General features: G+C 57.3%; 14 protein-coding genes. 1 reads left to right on the top strand and 13 read right to left on the bottom strand.

Annotation, left to right across the window (positions count from 1 at the left end; genetic code table 11):
• Positions 1-5: 5 nt before the first annotated feature.
• From ACT7DK_RS07125 to ACT7DK_RS07065, 13 genes are all read right to left on the bottom strand, one after another.
• A complete protein-coding gene (locus ACT7DK_RS07125; protein ID WP_445397697.1) occupies positions 6-1,304 on the bottom strand; it encodes a retention module-containing protein in 1,299 nt (432 codons plus the stop codon).
• Positions 1,305-1,810: 506 nt separating this feature from the next.
• Positions 1,811-3,721, bottom strand: a complete 1,911-nt coding sequence (locus tag ACT7DK_RS07120; RefSeq protein WP_445397695.1) for a LapD/MoxY N-terminal periplasmic domain-containing protein — start codon at positions 3,719-3,721, stop codon at positions 1,811-1,813.
• A gap of 2 nt (positions 3,722-3,723) precedes the next feature.
• Entirely contained in the window at positions 3,724-4,410 is a 687-nt protein-coding gene (locus ACT7DK_RS07115; protein WP_445397693.1) for a transglutaminase-like cysteine peptidase, read from the bottom strand.
• A gap of 15 nt (positions 4,411-4,425) precedes the next feature.
• The gene (locus ACT7DK_RS07110; RefSeq protein WP_445397691.1) at positions 4,426-5,022 is read right to left on the bottom strand and encodes an OmpA family protein; all 597 of its coding nucleotides are present in this window, start codon (positions 5,020-5,022) and stop codon (positions 4,426-4,428) included.
• Positions 5,023-5,035: 13 nt separating this feature from the next.
• The gene (locus tag ACT7DK_RS07105) at positions 5,036-6,349 is read right to left on the bottom strand and encodes a TolC family outer membrane protein (protein ID WP_445397689.1); all 1,314 of its coding nucleotides are present in this window, start codon (positions 6,347-6,349) and stop codon (positions 5,036-5,038) included.
• A gap of 19 nt (positions 6,350-6,368) precedes the next feature.
• Positions 6,369-7,754 carry an HlyD family type I secretion periplasmic adaptor subunit gene (locus ACT7DK_RS07100; RefSeq protein WP_445397687.1) on the bottom strand — a complete coding sequence of 462 codons (1,386 nt, stop codon included), beginning with the start codon at positions 7,752-7,754 and terminating at the stop codon, positions 6,369-6,371.
• Entirely contained in the window at positions 7,747-9,888 is a 2,142-nt protein-coding gene (locus tag ACT7DK_RS07095; RefSeq protein ID WP_445397685.1) for a type I secretion system permease/ATPase, read from the bottom strand. Before ACT7DK_RS07095 ends, ACT7DK_RS07100 begins: the two co-directional genes overlap by 8 nt.
• A 386-nt stretch (positions 9,889-10,274) precedes the next feature.
• On the bottom strand, positions 10,275-11,354 hold the full coding sequence (gene fbaA, locus ACT7DK_RS07090; RefSeq protein ID WP_445397683.1) for a class II fructose-bisphosphate aldolase: 1,080 nt from the start codon (positions 11,352-11,354) through the stop codon (positions 10,275-10,277).
• A gap of 67 nt (positions 11,355-11,421) precedes the next feature.
• Positions 11,422-12,585, bottom strand: coding sequence for a phosphoglycerate kinase (pgk, locus tag ACT7DK_RS07085; RefSeq protein ID WP_445397681.1), 1,164 nt, complete (start codon positions 12,583-12,585; stop codon positions 11,422-11,424).
• Positions 12,586-12,606: 21 nt separating this feature from the next.
• Positions 12,607-13,638, bottom strand: coding sequence for an erythrose-4-phosphate dehydrogenase (gene epd, locus ACT7DK_RS07080; protein WP_445397679.1), 1,032 nt, complete (start codon positions 13,636-13,638; stop codon positions 12,607-12,609).
• Between the two features lie 236 nt (positions 13,639-13,874).
• Entirely contained in the window at positions 13,875-14,033 is a 159-nt protein-coding gene (locus ACT7DK_RS07075; protein ID WP_445397677.1) for a hypothetical protein, read from the bottom strand.
• 68 nt (positions 14,034-14,101) lie between these two features.
• Positions 14,102-15,481: an MFS transporter gene (locus tag ACT7DK_RS07070; protein ID WP_445397675.1), complete on the bottom strand. Its 1,380-nt coding sequence runs from the start codon at positions 15,479-15,481 to the stop codon at positions 14,102-14,104.
• Positions 15,482-15,668: 187 nt separating this feature from the next.
• Complete coding sequence (locus ACT7DK_RS07065) at positions 15,669-17,840, bottom strand: malate synthase G (protein WP_445397673.1); 2,172 nt, start codon at positions 17,838-17,840, stop codon at positions 15,669-15,671.
• Between the two features lie 330 nt (positions 17,841-18,170).
• On the opposite strand from ACT7DK_RS07065, the gene ACT7DK_RS07060 reads away from it, so the two are divergent.
• The gene (locus ACT7DK_RS07060; protein ID WP_445397671.1) at positions 18,171-20,474 is read left to right on the top strand and encodes a putative bifunctional diguanylate cyclase/phosphodiesterase; all 2,304 of its coding nucleotides are present in this window, start codon (positions 18,171-18,173) and stop codon (positions 20,472-20,474) included.
• Positions 20,475-20,503: the final 29 nt, after the last annotated feature.

Raw genomic sequence — 20,503 nt, 5'->3', positions numbered from 1 at the left:
CCTGGCTACTTATCTACACTGATCGATGGGTCATCAAGCATCTGCTGGAGCAGGTGTAAATCATTCCCGCTCCCCGATCCCGCCAGCAAGTCCATCTCTCCGACATGGTCTGACGACGGCCCATCCACATGGGACGGCGAATTATTCTCGCCATGTCCCTGCTCGCCGAACAGATCGTCTTCCTCTTCCGTGACCAGGTCACCAAGTTCAAAATCGTCCTCGTCGCTATCCTTGCTTTCCGCTTTACCACCACCCTTTGTTGTCGGCTTAGTCGGATCTTCCGGGTCAATTGGGTCTTTCGGATCCATCGGGTCCTTCGGATCCTTCGGATCTATCGGGTCCTTCGGATCCATCGGGTCCTTCGGATCCATCGGGTCCTTCGGGTCTATCGGGTCTTTCGGATCCATCGGGTCCTTCGGATCTATCGGGTCCTTCGGGTCTATCGGGTCCTTCGGATCTATCGGGTCCTTCGGATCTATCGGGTCCTTCGGATCTATCGGGTCCTTCGGATCTATCGGGTCCTTCGGATCTATCGGGTCCTTCGGATCTATCGGGTCCTTCGGATCTATCGGGTCCTTCGGGTCCTTCGGATCTGTCGGGCAATCCGGTTCTTTTGGATCTTCGGGATCAGGACAATCGTGGTCATCGTCATCGTCATCGCCGCCGTCGCCACCGTCGCCGCCATCACCACCGTCGCCGCCATCACCACCGTCGCCGCCGTCGCCGCCGTCGCCACCGTCGCCGCCATCACCACCGTCGCCGCCATCACCACCGTCGCCGCCGTCATCACCGCCGCCCGGTGTGCCGGGACCATCCGGCAGATCACCGGCTATTGCCAACAACGCCTCCAGATCCGACTCCCCCAGATTGTTGAAGGAAATGGGATTAAAGTCGGTAAAGAAACCGGACTCGGGCTGGGTAAAGCCCCCCTCCCGGTCAATAACGACGAAGCCACCATTACCGCTGTTGAGATCACCCTCATTACCGGTGGCCGGATTGGTTTCCGGGCCTGCCGCGGGGGCTTCAAATAACTCCGTAGGATCCAGGCCGGCTAAAATCGCTTCTTGTATCGCTTCGATGTCTTGAGTTCCGTCATCCTCCAGCAGAGCAAGCTCTTCCTCCTCCGCCATCTGAAAATTATCATCGAAAGTAATCTGGGTATTATCATCCGTTACCAAGAGAACCCCCGGCAACAATACTTGCCCAGGCGCAACGGACTGCAGCGTCCCATCTTGGTTGATGATGTATGCCCGGCCTTCCATGTTCATGATTTGAACGGCCTTATCGATTCTGGTGGTGTTCATGGCTCTCTTCCCTTTTCGCCGGTGATACCTTAAGGCTAGAGCTCGGAGGCGTGAACGTCCTACAGAAAAAATGGGCGAATAAGCAGTTAAATTTGCCGGTATATACGAAAAAATAGAACGATTAAATAACTGTTCCGAATGGTAGATCACGACCGGCAGCGACTGGGTTTCGCTAAGCAGTCCCTCCGCGCCAGGGGGCGGGCTTGCTCACCGTGACGAGCGGTTTCGGCCTGACCGAGTATCCAGTGACCAAAGCTGCGGATATCACGACTGACGGCGTGTCTGCGTGCGGGCCCCGGTCGATGTAGCACTGTTAGGATCAGTTAGTTAAAACCAGTCGACCGGATGTAGAGCAATCGAGACAACGATCGGGTTAATAAGCGGCGCCTTCCCGTCAGGGAGAGCAAAACACCTGAGGACGGAGCCAGCAGAGACGAGCCTGCCTCGCTGATACAGTGCACGACGTATGCCGGTATATGGTGACGCAGCGCCAGAGGATCACCTCTTTATTCGAGATGACGAGGTGGACTGATAAATCCCTGGTAGGCATCGATATGAAGCTTCCTTAGCATACCCACTTGTGTCTGAGATTGAACCCTGGTCGCTATGGTGACAGCTCCCATATGCCGAGCAAACCGGCAGATGGCTGTCAGAAAAGCATCATCAAATCCGGGTGATGTTATCTGGCTGGTGTAACCATGATCTAACTTGACATAATGGGGTCTTAGTTCACCCAAACGGTTTAAGAGATCAAAATGACGACCAAAATGATCTATGCCCCAAGCCAGTTTCAGCTTGCCCAAAGCAAAGATGAGCTCTTCCTTATCAAAGGAAAAGGAGCCCTCCGGTATCTCCAGCACCAGACGCCGGGCTGGCTCTGGATAACGTTCCACGAGTTCTTTCAAAAAAATCCAGAATGACTGTTGGTGACAACTTTGTTGCGTCAGATTGACCGCAAGCTTAAGCTCGGGTCTGGCAGACAAGAAATCGAGCGCTTTCTTGATGATATGGCGGTCAAGCGACTCTCCCAGTTTAAACTGCTCTACAGCAGGTAAGAATTGACCCGCATGGTAAACTTTGTCGCCCTTGCGAATAAGAACAAACAATTCGTCGTGATAATGGACACCGCTGAAATCCTGCACTGCCTGAGCACTGTACTCGAATCCATCCTCCAGCAGGGCATTTTCTACCAAACTCTTCCAGGCAAGACGTCCCATGCTGTCTTCGCTCTGGCCACGATCCAGCACCACCGTTTTAGTATGCTCCCTTCTTGCTTGCCCAATAGCATTATCCACCCGGGCCAGCAGTTTTGCTATATCATCTCCGGATTGAATAACGGTGATCCCGACAAAGGATAAATATTTATCTTCCTCCCATCCTCCTATCACATCAGCTATGGACGAATTTATTTTATCCCCAAACTGTAACAAAAAATCCGGCTCGGAAATGGGAACAAGCAGAGCATATTCATAAGCTGATATCCTTGCCAACGTATGTTCACCCAACGGCTGGATAATGTGACGCAGGATTTCAGCAATAGATATGACTATCTGGTCCCTCGCCGTAAAACCGTCTTTCTGGTAAATCCGCTCCAGTATGTCCACCGATATCAACAGGGCAGCACCACTCCTGTTATCGTTTATCCAGGACTGGCTTTGAGACACGAAGTAAGATCTATTACCCAGCCCCGATGTTTCATCTAAAAATGCCCTATGGCGCAGACGCTCGACCTCTTCTGCCTGCTCCTTGAATTGCTCCTCCAATTTCCCTGACATATTGTTAATGGCGCTTACCACTTCCCTTAACTCCCTTGTAGCCGGTAGTGAAATGTATTTTCCAAAATGGTGAAGCTCAATCTCTTTCGCTTGAACTTCTATATCGTGTAATGGCTTCAGCAGGTAGCGCAAAGCTAGTACCAAAAATCCCCACACTACCAGAAAACAGATCAGGAACCAGGTTGCCAGCCTGCTCATCCCTCGCCATAGCTCATAATAAGCTTGTCCTGGGTGTCCTTCCACATACAGGTGTCCCAACTGTAGCCATCCGGAGGTGAGCACCGCTTCATGCCTTGCTCCCTCGAATAGCCCAAGATTCACAAACCAGGACGGCACTCGGCGCGGCAGAGCCGTATGCTCCTTCAATATCTGCCGTTCAGATACCAACAAATCGAGCCGTATCGAACGATAAAAACCACCGTCGAACACTGCGTTGATTACAGATTCAGCTCCCAGGGCATCGCCATTTTCCAAATAAGGAGTCAGCGCCAACCCAAGGGAAGTCGCAGTATTAATTACCGTGGTCTGCTGCTGCTCAGCCAGATAGGTTCTGGTTGAACTGAACTGCACCCAATAAGCCGTAACGAAAAGCATTGCAAAAAGCAACAACATGGTAATCAGGAGTTGGCGGTAAAGGGTCATGGCTATCCGTCCAAGTTTATATTAGGCCGTTGTAATTGTTTGATATCGATCCGGCCTCTAACATCATTCCAGAGTGATAGCCGTGACGATTCGCCAGCCAATTCCCCCTGCCCTCGGGCTCGCATCAACCAAAGATGTTGACCATTAAAACTATATATAGGCTCGAGATCAGTACGTTCTGTCGCCACTCTGATGGTACCTTCCAGGTTATCCAGGATAACTGGTACCGCGGCCGGTGCAGGATAATAAGCAACCACCATATGAAACTGATTCAGCTTCAACGCCTTGACATAAACCAACCGCAGCTTGGTATCATCTATGCCAAGCTCAAGAAGGGAAAGGTATTTTGCGATACTAAAGTCTTCACAGTCTCCTCCGCCTGCTCCCAAAAACTCCAGCGGAGTCGCCCAATAATCATTTCGTCCCCATAAGCGGATGTCATCAATGAACTCAAGCTTGTTGAAAAACGTATTAACTCTCGAAATGACTTCTCGTTCGCTCCAGTCAGCGGCTTCCCCTTCTCGTATAAGATGACGCCAGTTCTGAGTACGTCCGGCCGCGGCCTCACCATAAAACTGACGGACTGCCGTTATCATGTTTTCATCCTCTACCAGTAACGATTGGGCTGGCAGCCCGAGCACCACACCCGAGAATGCCAGCCTACAGAGTAGAGCAAGCAGCTTCCTCATCGTCCGGAGAAGACATTAACGTTCAACGCTGTATACATCCCAGCGCATCCTGACTGCACTCCGGGAACTGGTCAAGGCACCCACCACTCGTCTATTGGCGGCATGGGACTGTTCATCATCGCCCATCAATATGGGGCGGGTGTCACCATAGCCAATGATTTCCAACCGCTCTCCACTGACCCCACTCTCTATCAGAGCCTGACGTACAGCCTCGGCCCTACGCTTCGACAAGGCGACATTATAATCGCGGGGACCGACCTGGCTCGCGTGGCCTTCCAGCAGCAGGCGTAAATTGGGGTTTTGATCCATGAATGATGCCATCTGACCGATTTCATCACGATATTGAGGGGTAATGATCGAGCGGTCATGAGCGAACAGGACGGTCAGATCGTGCTTCAGTACCTGAGTATCCCCGGTATGACAGCCGTCGTTATCCACCGATGCCTTGGTCGGAGTATCGGCACAGTTGTCCCTGGCGGTGATGACGCCATCCCAGTCCGGATCAGCAAGATCGTATGCAGGCTGGGTCTCTCGCTCCGGCTCCGCCGTCAGATCAAAGTTGGAGCAAGCCGCCAAGGGTATGATTAAGGCTAACAGAGTCCAGGTTTTCATGTTTTTTCTCCTCTCAATTGCTGACCTGCCACTGCTCTGGCTGGGTAAACCTTAACGCGTCCAGCAGCTGTCCAGTCGCATTCATGATGCGATACTCGGCCAAGAGCTGATCGTAGTCCGCATGAATATAGGAACGGCGAGCCTCGAACAACTCATTTTCAGTATTCAACACATCGAGCAGAGTGCGGCTACCGAGGGAAAACTGTTTCTTGTAGGCATCGACGGTGTTGTAGCTGGATTCCACGTGCTGGCGCAGGAAGTCCTTCTGCCGACCAAGGGATTCATAAGCAGCCCAAGCCAGCCGGATCCCTTCATCAACCTGACGCTGTGCGTTCGCATGGATATCCTTGGCCTGCATCTCCAGCGCCGATGTTGAACGGCTACGGGCAACATCGGCACCGCCATTAAACAGGTTGTAACGCATGCGTACCATGGCGGTAAAATCATCATGGTGTCCCCGTACACCATCTATGTCGTCATCCCAATTTTTATCCAGCTCTAAACTGATATTGGGATAAAAGCCGGATTTGGCATCTTCATGCTGGTGACGAGCCGCATCGACGTCGTAGGCGGCCGACACCAGTCTGGGATGGTTATCCTGTGCTTGGACCAAGGCCTCATCCAAAGTGGGTGGCATAAAATTGGCGTCGGGCTGGGGAGGACGTAAATCCTCGGGCATCTGGTTAACCAGAGCAACAAAACGACTTTGAGCATCTCGCAGGTTGTTCTCTGCAGCCGTCATATTGGAATAGGCCCGGGCTACGCGTCCCTGAATTTGTGAAAAATCAGCGGAAGAGCCGACACCTGAGTCGGTACGCCTTCTGATATCTGAGAATATCTGTTCGTGGGTTTCCATATTACGGCGGGAGAGTTCCAATATTTCATCATGCCGCAGCACGTCCAAGTAAACCTCAGCTACCCGCAGTGCAATGCTCTCCGCATCGGCGATCAAGGCGAAACGCTGGGCAGATGCCTCAGCCTCGGTCCTGCCGACATTGCTGGGAGTTTTAAAACCATCGAACAACATTTGCCTTAGCGATAAGCCGGCCTCTTTGCGGGTGAGCGTTTTATCTGCTCTAGGTCCTCCATCCCGGGTTGTCGGACTATCGGTATATTCATAACCAATACCGGCACTGGCATCAAATTTGGGAAGATAACCAGAGAAGGCGACATCCTGCTCATATTGCCTGGATTGATACAAATGGAAGGCTTCCTTGACCTGAGGGTGAGTCATCAGGGTCTGGGTAACAGCGTCCTCCAAGGTCTGTGCCTGTAGTGGCAACACCAGGGATGTGCCGACTAGTACTGCAATTATCGTCTTTTTCATTGTTATTACTCCCTATGAATCAACGCTCTCGCAAAGCGTCCTGTTTTGCTCTCAATATAGGTTTTAGTAAATAATCCAACACTGTTTTTTTACCCGTTATGATATCAACACCAGCCTGCATCCCTGGAATGATCATCAAAGGGTCTCGCTCGGTACCGAGAAATCCATTCCGAGTACGAATCGTTGCCAAGAAAAAGGTATTTCCATCATCATCCTGTATAGAGTCGGCACTAATTTTTTCCACTTCCCCGGCCAAGCCACCGTAAACAGTAAAATCATAGGCAGTAAATTTTACCAGGGCTTCCAGCCCTGGGCGCAGGAAGCCGATATCCTTAGGAAGGATGCGAGCCTCCACCAGAAGTGTGTCCTCCAGTGGCACTATTTCAACCAGCCCCATACCAGGCTGCACCACTCCACCAACGGTATTCACTTTCAATGTCTTAATAGTTCCCTTAACAGGAGATACGACCAGGGTGCGTTTTACCCTGTCCTGCAACCCCACCTCGCCTTCCTGTAGCTGGGCCAGTCTATTACGATGTTCGCTTAGTAGCCGCTGGGACTCGGACCGAAAGCTGAGCGCCGCTTCTTTACGCTTGAAAATGTTTTCTCGCAAGGATGCTTCTAATTTAGGCAACATCAGCCTTGCCGATTCGAGTTCACCTTGCATCTGATTAAGCTGTCGCTCAAGTCGAAGTATCTCTACCTGAGGCACTATTCCCTCCCTTGCCAGAGGACGGCTCATGTCGACTTCTCTTGCAGCCAAGGCCACTCCCCGCTGCAATGTTCTTACCTTGGCATTGGTTTCTACAATTTCCTGTTCACGCTGCTCTATCTGGTTAGCCAAGATAGATAATTGGTTTTTTATGAAGTCCAGTCGTTCATCAAATAGTGACTGTTGTATTTCCGCCTGCCCTGGGTATTGCCCCATAAAGTCATCGGAGAAAGACAAGTGTCCCCTATTCACTTGAACTTGCTCTCTCCATGGCAAACTTCCATCTTCGGGAATTACAATAGAAACCACCTCTGCTGCCAGCCTACGGACGTTCCCATGAAGGGCGGAAATTTCCTGCTCTCTTTCACGCAGATCGGAAAGAAACCGAGTGTCATCAATCAACAGTAACGATTGATTTTTTTCAACCTGCTGACCCTCTCTTATATATAACTCTCGTACTATCCCCCCTTCCAGGTTAGACACCACTTGAATTTGTTGAGACGGAATAACGGTACCCTTCCCCGAAGTAACCTCTTCCAACTCGGCAAACCGGGCCCATAAGAGAGCAACCACCACGAAGAGCAACATACACCAAAGTAGCACTCTGGCTCCTTTTGGCGTACTCATCAACAGCGCAGCTGCGGTGTCGTTGGTATAATCCAGCAGCTCTGGAGGCAAGTTTTTTTTAGCCATGGCTAACCTCCGGTTTGTATTTTTTTCCAAACTGCAGTTGCTGTATCACCTGTTCCTTAGGTCCATCCACTACTATTCGGCCTTGCTCCAGTACTATGATACGGTCCACGACTTCCAACATGGAAGAACGATGAGTGATCAATAATAATGTTTGCTCAGCCCTGAGCTTTGACAGTTGTAAACGGATATGTCGTTCGGAGCGGATATCCATATTGGATGTCGGTTCATCCATGATGAGCATGACGGGATCATTTAACCAGGCACGGGCAATAGCCACCGCCTGACGTTGTCCGCCAGAGAGTAATCGTCCTCCCTCTCCTACCTGCCGGTCCAAGCCCGCAGGATCCCTATGGGTGAAGCGGGTAACCCCCGCTCTTTCAGCAGCGGTGATAACCTGTTCTTCATCGCTCAGTGGATTGGAAATGACAATATTGTCCCTTATCGAGCCAAAGAACAGATTCACATCTTGCGGGACACAGCCTATGTTTCTCCTCAGTGCAGCCGGTTGCAACTGACCGATATCTATCCCATCGATACGAATGGCTCCCTCCGTTGGCTTGTATAAGCCCACGATCAATCGCTCCAGAGTCGTTTTTCCCGAGCCAATCCTACCGATAATGGCGACTTTTTCTCCGGCTCTGATCCGAAAAGACAATTGGTTAATGACATTTTGCTCAGAACCGGGATATTTGAAGGAGACTTGATCGAACCAGATATCTCCATGGAATACCGGATGGTGGATGTATCTCCGTCCGGCTTCTTGTTCATCGGGTGATGCCATTATCTTCTCAAGTATGGTCATGGCGGATTTGGCTTGGTTATAGCGGGTCGACAACACCGACATCTGTACCATGGGTGCGATAGCCCGGCTGCTCAACATAACGGCCGCGATCAATCCCCCCATGGATAAGTCACCTGCAGCGATAAGATACACCCCCAAGATAATAAGGCTTATCGTCGTCAGCTGTTGAGTGACATGGGCCAGGCTAGAAACCGAATTGGTCAAGCGACGGGTTTTCATTCCCCAGCCGGCAATATGGCCGACCGCCTGTTCCCATCTGTGCTGAAAGGTACCCTGGGCTCCAAACAATTTGATGGTTTCCAGCCCGGCAATGCCTTCCACCAGGTTGGCGTTTTTTTGGGATGCCAGTCGGGACCCTTCCTCGATACTGCGCCTGAGCGGCCCCTGCACCAACAGGCTGAAAGCGGCCAGCGACAGAATGGCCAAGACCGGTACCCATACCATTTGACCGGCGAATACCCAGATCACCAGCAGGAAAAGCAGGGAGAAAGGAATATCCACCAACGCGGCTATGGTCGCCGAGGTCAGGAAATCCCGAACCGATTCGAATTCCTGCAAGTGTCTGGCAAAGGCACCCGTGGAAGGCGGCTTGGCTTCCATCCGCATGCCCATGACCTTGGAAAAAATATGGGCCGAAAGCAGCACGTCGGATTTTTTTCCGGCGACATCGATAAAGTGGCTGCGCAGCATGCGCATGACGAAGTCGAACAAAAATACGATGCCGGCGCCAATCGCCAGCACCCAGAGGGAATCAAAAGCCAGATTTGGTACTATTTTGTCGTACACGTTCATGGTGAACAAGGGGGTAACCACCGCGAAGAGATTGATCAGCAAAGAGCCGATCAGAACATCCCGGTAAATGGAAGCGGAACGCCACAGCGTTCCCCAGAACCAGTGTCCATCATGACGAGCCAGCACTTTCGGCGAGCGTTCATCGAAGCGAAATTTGGGCTTGGTAAACAACACCCGCCCGATATGGTCGGATTGCAGCTTGTCGAGGGCCAGCCATTGTGTCCCTTCCCCTGGCAGCATCACCTTGCAGCGGGCTTGCTCAGTCTGCGTCTCCAGGAGCACACAGGCTCTTCCTTCTTTCAGCAGGAGGATACAGGGCAGCAGCAGATCCGATATTTCATGTATGGCTTGAGCAGCATGATGCACCGACAGCTCGGCTCTTTCTGCCGCCCGCGAAAACAGCAGCGGGGTCAGTTTGCCCTCCGGCAGGGGAAGCCCCGAAATCAGCGCCTCTCCCTGGTGGGGGCAGCCATAGAATTTGGTCAGAAACACCAGGCTCGCTAGCAGGGGATCCTGATTCTCCGCATCAATGTGCTGCATCGTGCATCCTTACACTTTCTGCAAAACCACTCCACCAACCATGGCAATGAAGCGCAGAGCCCTACAGCAAAATCCCTGTTGAAGCAAAGAATTAGGCGTTCTGCATCAATCCATGGTGCCCATACCCTCATCTCACATCCCTGAAGTTACTCACGCTCCCCCTTATCCCCTTGAAACAACGACCATGGAGGCATCATGCCAGGCCGTTGCGGATAGCCGGCGTCACATAAACTTTCTTCTTGAAATTTAGTTGGTTATTGGGAATACACCAAACTCGCCAATGCCATTTTTGTGCGTGAGCTCGACAGATCCCCCAGGCGGGAGAAGGGCGGACAAAAAAATACCGGCGCGAGGCCGGTATTGATAGGTGATAAAAACGTAAGTGATTACAGTACGTTAATCGCGTTCAACTCTTTGAATGCCTGCTCCAGGCGGGCGATCATGCTGACCTGGCCTTCCCGCAGCCAGACCCGCGGATCGTAGTACTTCTTGTTGGGCTTGTCTTCGCCGTCAGGGTTGCCGATCTGGCCCTGCAGATAGGCTTCTTTTGCCTTGTAGTAGTTCATCACGCCCGCCCAGGTGGCCCACTGGGTGTCGGTGTCGATGTTCATCTTGATCACACCGTAGCTGATGGACTCCTTGATTTCCTCGGCGGAAGAGCCGGAGCCGCCGTGGAACACGAAGTTCAGGGACTTGGCCGGCAGGCCGAATTGCTCGGACACGTATTTCTGGGAGTTGTCGAGGATCTTCGGGGTCAGCTTGACGTTGCCCGGCTTGTACACGCCGTGCACGTTGCCGAAGGAGGCGGCGATGGTGAACTTGTCGCTGATGGCGCTCAGCTTCTCGTAGGCATAGGCCACGTCTTCCGGCTGGGTGTAGAGCATGGAGCTGTCCATGCCGGTGTTGTCCACGCCGTCTTCCTCACCGCCGGTGCAGCCCAGCTCGATCTCCAGGGTCATGCCGATCTTGCTCATGCGCGCCAGGTACTTGGCGCAGATCTCGATGTTCTCTTCCAGGCTCTCTTCGGACAGGTCGATCATGTGCGAGCTGAACAGCGGCTTGCCGGTCTCGGCGAAGTGCTTCTCACCGGCGTCGAGCAGGCCGTCGATCCAGGGCAGCAGCTTCTTGGCGGCGTGGTCGGTGTGCAGGATCACCGGCACCCCGTAGGCCTCGGCCACGGCGTGCACATGCTTGGCACCGGAGATGGCGCCGAGGATGGCGGCCTGCTGGCCTTCCAGCTTCAGGCCCTTGCCGGCGAAAAAGGAAGCACCGCCGTTGGAGAACTGCACCACCACCGGGGCTTTCGCCTTGGCGGCCGCTTCCAGCACGGCGTTGATGGAGTCGGTGCCCACCACGTTGACCGCCGGCAGGGCGAACTCGTTGGCCTTGGCGATGGCGAAGATCTTCTGCATGTCGTCGCCGCTGACCACACCCGGTTTTACCACGTCAAAAATTTTCTGGGACATTCTCTTGCTCCTGTTGAGGCTCTCGTCGGCCGACATGACCCGGCCGATTTAAATAGATAAGGTTAACTCAGCCCTTGGCTCTCTGCTCGAGCATGGCCACCGCCGGCAGGGTCTTGCCTTCCACGAATTCGAGGAAGGCGCCGCCGCCGGTGGAGATGTAGGAGATCTGTTCCTTGATGCCGAACAGATCGATGGCCGCCAGGGTATCGCCGCCACCGGCGATGGAGAAGGCGTCGCTCTCGGCGATGGCCCGGGCCACGATCTCGGTGCCGCGACGGAAATTCTCGAACTCGAACACACCCACCGGGCCGTTCCAGATGATGGTCTTGGCGTTTTTCAGGATGTCGGCCAGGCGCTGGGCGGACTCGTCACCCAGATCCAGGATCTCTTCGTTGTCGGTCACTTGCGAGACCAGCTTGACGGTGGCCGGGGCGGTTTCGGAGAACTCGGGCGCGGTGCGCACGTCGGTGGCCAGCGGGATGTCGCAGCTTTCCATCAGGCGCTTGGCTTCGGGGATCAGGTCCGGCTCGTACAGGGACTTGCCCACGTTGTGCCCGGCGGCGGCCACGAAGGTGTTGGAGATGCCGCCGCCCACCACCAGCTGGTCGGCTATCTTGGACAGGGACTCGAGCACGGTCAGCTTGGTGGAGACCTTGGAGCCCCCCACCACCGCCACCATGGGCCGGGCCGGGTTGTCCAGGGCCTTGCCCAGTGCCTCCAATTCGGCGGACAGCAGCGGGCCGGCACAGGCCACGGGGGCGAATTTGGCCACACCGTGGGTGGAGGCCTGGGCCCGGTGGGCGGTGCCGAAGGCATCCATTACGAAGACGTCGCACAGGGCGGCGTACTGTTTGGACAAGGTCTCGTCATCTTTCTTCTCGCCCTTGTTGAAGCGTACGTTCTCCAACACCACCAGCTCACCGGCGGCCACATCCACCCCGTTCAGGTAGTCCTTGGCCAGGCGCACCGGCGCACTCAGTTTGGCGGCCAGGTAATCGACCACCGGCTGCAGGGAGAACTCGTCGGCATACTCGCCCTCGGTGGGACGACCCAGGTGGGAGGTGACCATCACCTTGGCGCCCTGGGCCAAGGCCGCTTCGATGGTGGGCAACGAGGCCAGGATGCGGGCATCGGAGGTAACCTTGCCATCTTTTACCGGTACGTTCAGATCGGCGCGGATCAGTACCCGCTTGCCGGACAGATCGAGTTCATTCATTTTGATGACAGACATAAAGTGTCCTCTATTAAAGTACTAGTGTTTTTTAGAAACGGTCTCAGCGGCCGCCAGCCAGGCCAGGCTGGTATCGAGCATCCGATTGGCAAAACCCCATTCATTATCGCACCACATCAGCATCTTGATCAGATTGGCGTCGCTCACCCGGGTCTGGGTGCCATCGATGATGGAAGAATGGGGATCATGATTGAAATCGACCGACACCAGCGGCGCCTCGGTATAGCCGAGGATACCCCGGAGCGGACCTTCGGCGGCCTGGCGCAGCACCTGGTTGACGGCCTCGACGGTAGCCTTGCTCTCGACGATCACGCTCAAATCCATGGCGGTGACATTGATGGTCGGCACCCGCACGGAAATGGCCTCAAATTTGCCGGCGAAATGGGGCAAGATGCGCTCTACTCCCTTGGCCAGTTTGGTGTCAACCGGGATGATGGACTGGCTGGCAGCCCGGGTCCGGCGCAGATCCGAATGATAGGCATCGATCACCTGTTGGTCATTCATGGCTGAGTGAATGGTAGTAATATTACCACATTTTATATTAAAAACTCTGTGCAATGTCTCAATTACGGGCACCACGCAGTTGGTGGTACAGGAGGCGTTGGAGACGATGGTTTCGGCGCCGGTCAGTTGTTGGTGGTTTACACCATAAACGATGGTGGCATCCACATCATTGTCGGCCGGGTGGGAAAACAACACTTTTTTCGCCCCCGCCGCCAGGTGCAGATCGGCGTCCGCCCGGCTGGACAACACACCGGTGCATTCCAGCACCAGATCCACGCCGAGCTCGGCCCAAGGCAATCTGGCCGGATCCGGCTCGTGAAACAGGGCAATGGGGTCGTCCTCAATCTCGAAGGCACCCGGCAACAGGGTCACCTCGTGCCGGAAGCGGCCGTGGCTGGAATCATAGCGGGTCAGGTGGGCCATGGCCTCGGGATCGGCCAGTTCGTTGATGGCCACTATCTTCATATGGCGGTGCAGGTCACGTTCGTAGAAAGCCCGTAAGACACTGCGCCCAATACGGCCGTAGCCGTTGATGGCTAGTCGAATCATTACACTTTTTCCAGCAGGGCTTGGTGGCGGCACCGGCGCCTTGGGTCACCGGCACGAAATACAGGCCCCAAGTCTAACGGGGATTGGCAGCCAGGGGAATGGCCGCCGTGCTCCGCTCCGCCAGACGAAGAAGTGAAATGGCTGTCGTCGGGTTTGATGGCGGCCGGTCGAACGCCGGGCCCGTTGCCGAGAGGCCGTGGCTGGATGGCGCCGAGCTTGGCGGGGTCGGCTGTCGGTCAGCCGGGCACGGCTTCCGGCTGCGCCCGGCGCTCGGCCGGGGCGCCTTGCGGCTGCTGGTGCTGCAACCACAGCACCAGTTCGAGCGGGTAACAGTCGTCGATGTAATCGGGCTCGGACACGGTGCCCACCCCCGACCAGAGATCCGAATAACGCATGGGCCTAGCCTCGGCTTTGCAGGAAACAGGCCCCAGCCTAACCCGGGCAATTGACGCTTTGATGACAATCAGCGCGACACCACCAGGGACGGCTCTTCCTGCTCCGTTTCGACGGTGGCCGGCTCGGGCAACTCCAGATCCAGCTGGCTGGCCTGGGCCTGGGCGATTTCCTCCTGCTCCAGATCCGGGAACACCTCTTCCATGGGCACATCCACGAACTCTTCGTTACGGGGGTCGAGTTCGGTGATGACCCCGGCGGTTTCCACCGGGGTCGGAATATAGTGGGCCTGCTCTGCCACCGGCACCGCCTTGCTGCGCAGGCGCCAGATCCAGGCATATCCCCCCAGCAGCAAGGCCACGCCGGCACAGCCGTAGTAGAGCCCTTGGGCGCCGAGCCAGGTCATCATGCTGGAGCTGAACAGGGGACCGAGCGAGCTGCCGAGGCCGTAACTCAGCAACAGCGTCGTGCTGGCCGCAACGATGTGTTGGGCCGCCATGCGGTCGTTGGTGATGGCCACCGCCACCGGATAAATGGCAGCCACCATCCCCATATAGAGGGAGGAGAAACCGATCAACAGCCCGAGGTGGTAATGGCCGGTAAACACGACGCCAAGGGCACTCAGTACGATGACCCCGTTTATCCAGATCATGATCTTGCCCCGATCCAGACGATCGCAGAGGCGACCGAGGGGCCAGGCGAACAGGATAAAGGTGAAGATGGAGGCCGCCATGAAGTAGGACAGCTGCGCCACCGGCAAGCCCACCTGGATGGCGTAGACCGGCGCCATGGAATAGAAACTGCTGATCAGCACGCCACTGCACAGGGCCGCCAGCAGGCCCACGGGGGCGTCCCGGAAGATGGCCTTGACGCTCAGGCGCTCGCTGTGCTCTATGGTCGGCGCCTCCATCCGGGTTAGCGACAGCGGTACCAGGGCCGCGGTCAGCACGATGGCGCCCAGGGTGAAGGGCACGAAGGCCGCCGGATCGGTCAGGCCGATCAGCAACTGGCCGGCGGTGGCCGCCAGGTAGGCACAGATCTGGTAGGCGAAGAACAGGGTGGCCCTGTTGTCATTGGTGGCCACGGCGCTGAACCAGCTTTCGATCACCACGAAGCTGCCGGCCACCGCCACGCCGCTCAGCGCCCGCAGCAGTGCCCACAGCACTATGCTGTCGGCGAGCGGGAAGATCAGGGTGGAGCTGGCCAGGAAGGCGCTGAATACCGCGAAGGCACGAATATGCCCCACCCTTTTTATCACCCGCGGACCATAGAGGGAGCCCAGCACGAAGCCCACCGAATAGCACACCATGATGCTGCCGATCAGGGTCGGCTCTATGCCCTTGAGCCCCAGATTCACCCCGAGCAGGGTCATCACGAAGGTATTGCCTCCCATCAACAGGAAGACACTGAAAATCAAGGAAGAAAGGGAGATGACCAGGCGTTTTATCATGGGGCGGCCCGCTGTCGGTATGGCTGAACGGAATTACCGCATAGGGTACAGCAAAGGCCGGAACTTGGCAGTGTCCGCAACGTCTTTTCTCCCGGCACCGTCACGATTATTCGGCATGGGGCCATGAAAAAAAGTCATGGATAAAAAAATCCCCGGACCAGCCGGGGATCGTTGACCATCGGGATGCTTATCCCTGGGCTTTCAGCTTGCGCCGGTAGGCATGCAGCAACGGCTCGGTGTAGCCGCTGGGCTGGGTACAGCCCTCGAACACCAGGGCACAGGCGGCCTGGAAGGCGATGCCGTCGAAACCCGGCGCCATGTCACGGTACAGCGGATCGCCGGCGTTCTGCTGGTCGACGATGGCGGCCATGCGCTGCATGGTTTCCATCACCTGCTCCTTGTTGCAGATGCCGTGACGCAGCCAGTTGGCGATGTGCTGGGCGGAGATGCGCAGGGTGGCACGGTCTTCCATCAGGCCCACGTCGTTGATATCCGGCACCTTGGAGCAGCCCACGCCCTGGTCGACCCAACGCACCACGTAGCCGAGGATGCCCTGGGCGTTGTTGTCCAGCTCTTGCTGGATATCCGTCGCGCTCAGGCTGGACGGGTCGGTCAGCAGCGGGATGGTCAGCAGGTCGTCCAGACTGGCCGGGGCGCGGCTCTTCAGCTCGTCCTGGCGCGCCTTCACGCTCACCTGATGGTAATGAGTGGCGTGCAGGGTGGCGGCGGTGGGTGACGGCACCCAGGCGGTGTTGGCACCGGCCTGGGGATGCACGATCTTCTCCTTCAACATGTCGGCCATGTTGTCGGGAATGGCCCACATGCCCTTGCCGATCTGGGCCCTGCCCTGCAGGCCGGCGGCCAGGCCGACGTCCACGTTGTTGTTCTCGTAGGCCTGGATCCAAGCCTGCTGCTTCATGGCGCCCTTGCGCACCACGGGGCCGGCTTCCATGCTGGTGTGGATCTCATCGCCGGTGCGGTCGAGGAAGCCGGTGTTGATGAACACCACCCGCTCGCGGGCCTCGTAGATGCAGGCCTTGAGGTTGGCGCTGGTCCGGCGCTCCTCGTCCATGATGCCGACTTTCAGGGTATTTTTGGCCAGGCCCAGCACCTGTTCGATGCGGCCGAACAGCTCGCAGGCGAAGGCCACTTCTTCCGGGCCGTGCATCTTGGGCTTGACGATATAGACGCTGCCGGTGCGGGAGTTTTTGAACTTGCCGTTGCCCTTGAGATCGTGCAGGGCGATGAGGCAGGTCACCAGGCCGTCGATAATGCCTTCGGGCACCTCGTTGCCGTGCTGATCCAGCACCGCCTCGTTGGTCATCAGGTGGCCGACGTTGCGCACGAACAGCAGGCTGCGGCCGTGCAGGCTGAAGGGCGAGCCCTTGGGATCCAGGTAGTCCCGGTCCGGGTTCAGGTTGCGGATGATCACCTGGTCGCCCTTCTGCACTTCCTCGGTCAGGGTGCCCTGCATCAGGCCCAGCCAGTTGCGATATACGCCGACCTTGTCCTCGGCATCCACTGCGGCGACAGAGTCTTCGCAGTCCATGATGGTGGACAGGGCGGACTCCAGCAGCAGATCCTTGATACCGGCCTTGTCGTCCTTGCCGACCGGGCTGGTGCGATCGAACTGCAGTTCGATGTGCAGGCCGTTATTGCAAAGCAGCACGGCGGTGGGTTGGGCGGTATCGCCGTTGTAGCCGGCGAACTTGTCCGCCTGGGCCAGGGTGGTGGTGTCGCCGTTTTCCAGGCTGACCTGCAGCTTGCCGTCGACCACCCGGTAGGCGGTGGCATCGGCGTGGCTGCCGGCGGCCAGGGGGGCGGCCTGATCCAGCAAGTTGCGGCCCCAGGCCACGACCCTGGCCGCGCGATGCGGGTTGAAGCCCTTGCCCTTTTCGGCGCCGTCGGTTTCGGGGATGGCGTCGCTGCCATAGAGGGCGTCATACAGGCTGCCCCAACGGGCGTTGGCGGCGTTCAGGGCGTAGCGGGCATTGTTGACCGGCACCACCAGCTGGGGACCGGCCAGGGTGGCCAGTTCGGCATCCACGTTGGAGGTGGTGATAGTGAAATCGTCGACCGCCGGCAGCAGGTAACCGATGTCGATCAGAAACTGCTTGTAGGCAACGGCGTCATGGGCCTGGCCGGCGCGGGCGCGGTGCCATTCGTCGATCTGGCGTTGCAGTTGCTCCCGCTTTTCCAGCAGGGCGCGGTTCCTGGGCGCCAGATCCTTGACGATCTGCTCCATGCCGGCCCAGAAGGTGGCGGGCTCGACGCCGGTTCCGGGGATGATTTCATTGACTACCAGATCATGAAGAACGGTAGCGACTTGTAAAGTGCCGAGGTGAATACGTTCCGTCATAGTTGCTTCTTCTATTGTACGTAGTAGTTATGTATAGACCGATTATTGACCCTGATTGCTCGGGCGTCCCAGTTTACCCTGTGAAGGGAGGAGCTGGCAAAGCAGAATTGCAATATTTGGTCACACAATATTTACAAATTGTGCATAAACAATCACTAATTTTGTGATATGGACGGCATTTCAAGGGGCTGACTGCAGGCCGGCAGGCCAACAGGCGGGTGAGAAAGCGCTCAACAACGATGACTCCCATCGCCTACAATTCCGGATAGCCGCAGGTTAGGCAGGGATCCGCCGGCGTCCCATTCCCACCACGACAATATGGATACCCTGATGGAAAAACCGGCCGCTTCGTCCGCTCGTCCTCCCCTGCTCCCGCGTCTGGATGCCCATGCCGGCCGGCATCACTTTCCCCCTTCCTTCTGGAAGATGCCGGCCCGGCTGCTGTTTTCCTACTTGTGTATCTCCTTCGCCTGGATCATCGGCTCCGATGCGCTCGCCAGCAAACTGATCGGCATCTATGGCCCCCAGTTAACCTGGCTGCACAGCTTCAAGGGCATCGGCTTCGTGCTGGTGACCGGCCTGGCCCTGTTCGGCCTGACTCGCTACCTGGTCCACCAGGCCTGGCGGGCACAGCTGCACCTGCATGACTCCGAACTGGCCTTTCGCAGCGCCTTTACCGACAACCCCACCGCCATGTGGGTCTATGATCCCGGTGCCGGCAGGATACTGGAGGCCAACCAGGCCGCTTGCCTGCACTATGGCTACAGCCTGCACGAATTTCTCGGCCTTACGCCGCACCGCCTGAGTCGGGGCATGGCGCTGCACTTCCGGAACGGGCTGCAGCACCACCATCACCGCCAGGGCACGCCGATGATCATGGAGCTGACCGTCCATACCATGCGCTATCAGGAAACCCTGGCCGAACTGGTGCTGGCCCGGGACATGACCGACAAAATTCTGGCCGAGCGGGCCCTGGCCCAGAGCGAGGCCCGCTTTACCGAGCTGGTCGGCAAGGTACCCGAGGGATTCTGGGTGTTCGACCTGGAGCTGGGCTCGCACCAATACATCAGCCCGGCCTTCGAACGCATGCTGGAAATCAATCTGCACCAGCTCAAGCAGGACGCTGGCCTGCCGCTGAGCCGGATTCACCCCGAAGACTTGCCCGAAGTGGAGCATGCCCTGGCCGAGCCGCCGACCACCGCCACCGAGCTGGAATACCGCTGGTTCACCAAGGCGGGCGAACTGCGCTGGCTGCTGCACCGTGCCTACCCGGTGTTCGAACGGGGCACCCTGGTGCGGGTGGTGGGGGTGCTCAGCGACATCACCCATGAAAAACAGCAGCAGCGACGGTTGTTCGAGCTGGCCAACTTCGACCGCCTCACCGGCCTGGCCAACCGCACCAACTGCCACAACTACCTGGCCTCGGCCTGTGCCGGGGAAGGTCCCTTCTATCTGCTGCTGTTGGGGCTGGATCGCTTCAAGCAGATCAACGACAACCTGGGCCACGACACCGGCGATGAGCTGCTCCGCGGCGTGGCCCTGCGGCTGGACGCGCTGCGTGACGGGCAGGGGCTGCTGGCCCGGCTGTCGGGCGACGAGTTCGCCCTGTTGCTCCCCCACCGGGATCAGGACGCCGACATCAGGGACAGGGCTTCCCAGCTCAGCCGCGACCTGGCCCAGCCCTTCGAGCTCAGCCACCACACCCTGTTCATTACCGCCAGCCTCGGTATCGCCTGCTTCCCGGAAGACGGCCGGGATCCGGACACCCTGCTGCGCCACGGCGATCACGCCCTGGCCCAGGCCAAGCGGCAGGGACGCAACAGTACCTGCTTCTACCAGCATCCACCCCGGAGCACCTTCCCCATCGGCAAGGTCACCCTGGAAAACGCCCTGCGGCTGGCTTGGGAGAACAAGGAGTTCGAGCTGCATTACCAGCCCAAGATGAGCATCGCCACGGGCCGGCTGGTCGGCTTCGAGGCCCTGTTGCGCTGGCAGCTGCACGGCACGGGGCCGGTATCGCCGACGGTGTTCATCCCCATACTGGAAGATACCGGCATGATCATACCGGTGGGCTACTGGCTGATCGAGCAGGCCTGCACCGACTTGCGGCAACTGGCCGGGCTCGGGGTCGACCAGCCGGTGGCGGTCAACATCGCCGCCCGCCAGCTCACCCAGGACGACTTCGCCGAGCAGGTGCTGGCCCGGCTGCGCCAGCACCGCCTGCCACCCCAGCGCCTGGCCCTGGAGCTGACCGAAAGCTCGCTGATGCAGGAGCCGACCCGCGCCGCCGGCATCCTGGGCCGGTTGCGTCAGGCGCAGCTGTCCATCGCCATCGACGACTTCGGCACCGGTTACTCTAGCCTGAGCTACCTCAAGCGCTTCCCGGTGGACACCCTCAAGATAGACCGCAGCTTCATCACCGAGATGGAGCGGGACGCGGACGATCGCAGCATAGTGGACGCCATCATCCGCATGGCCCACGGCCTGTCGATGACGGTGGTGGCGGAGGGCGTGGAAACGCCCGAGCAGGCCGCCCTGCTGCGCCAGCTCAACTGCGACCAGATCCAGGGCTACTGGTACGCCAGGCCCATGCCCCTGGCGCAGCTGACCACCTGGCTGGCGGAACGGCAATAACAAAGAAGCCCGCACTGGGCGGGCTTCGG

The organism is Zobellella sp. An-6 (genome assembly GCF_052487945.1).
Note: the sequence above shows the minus strand (reverse complement) of the source record. Positions and strands in the feature narration are given on the sequence as shown.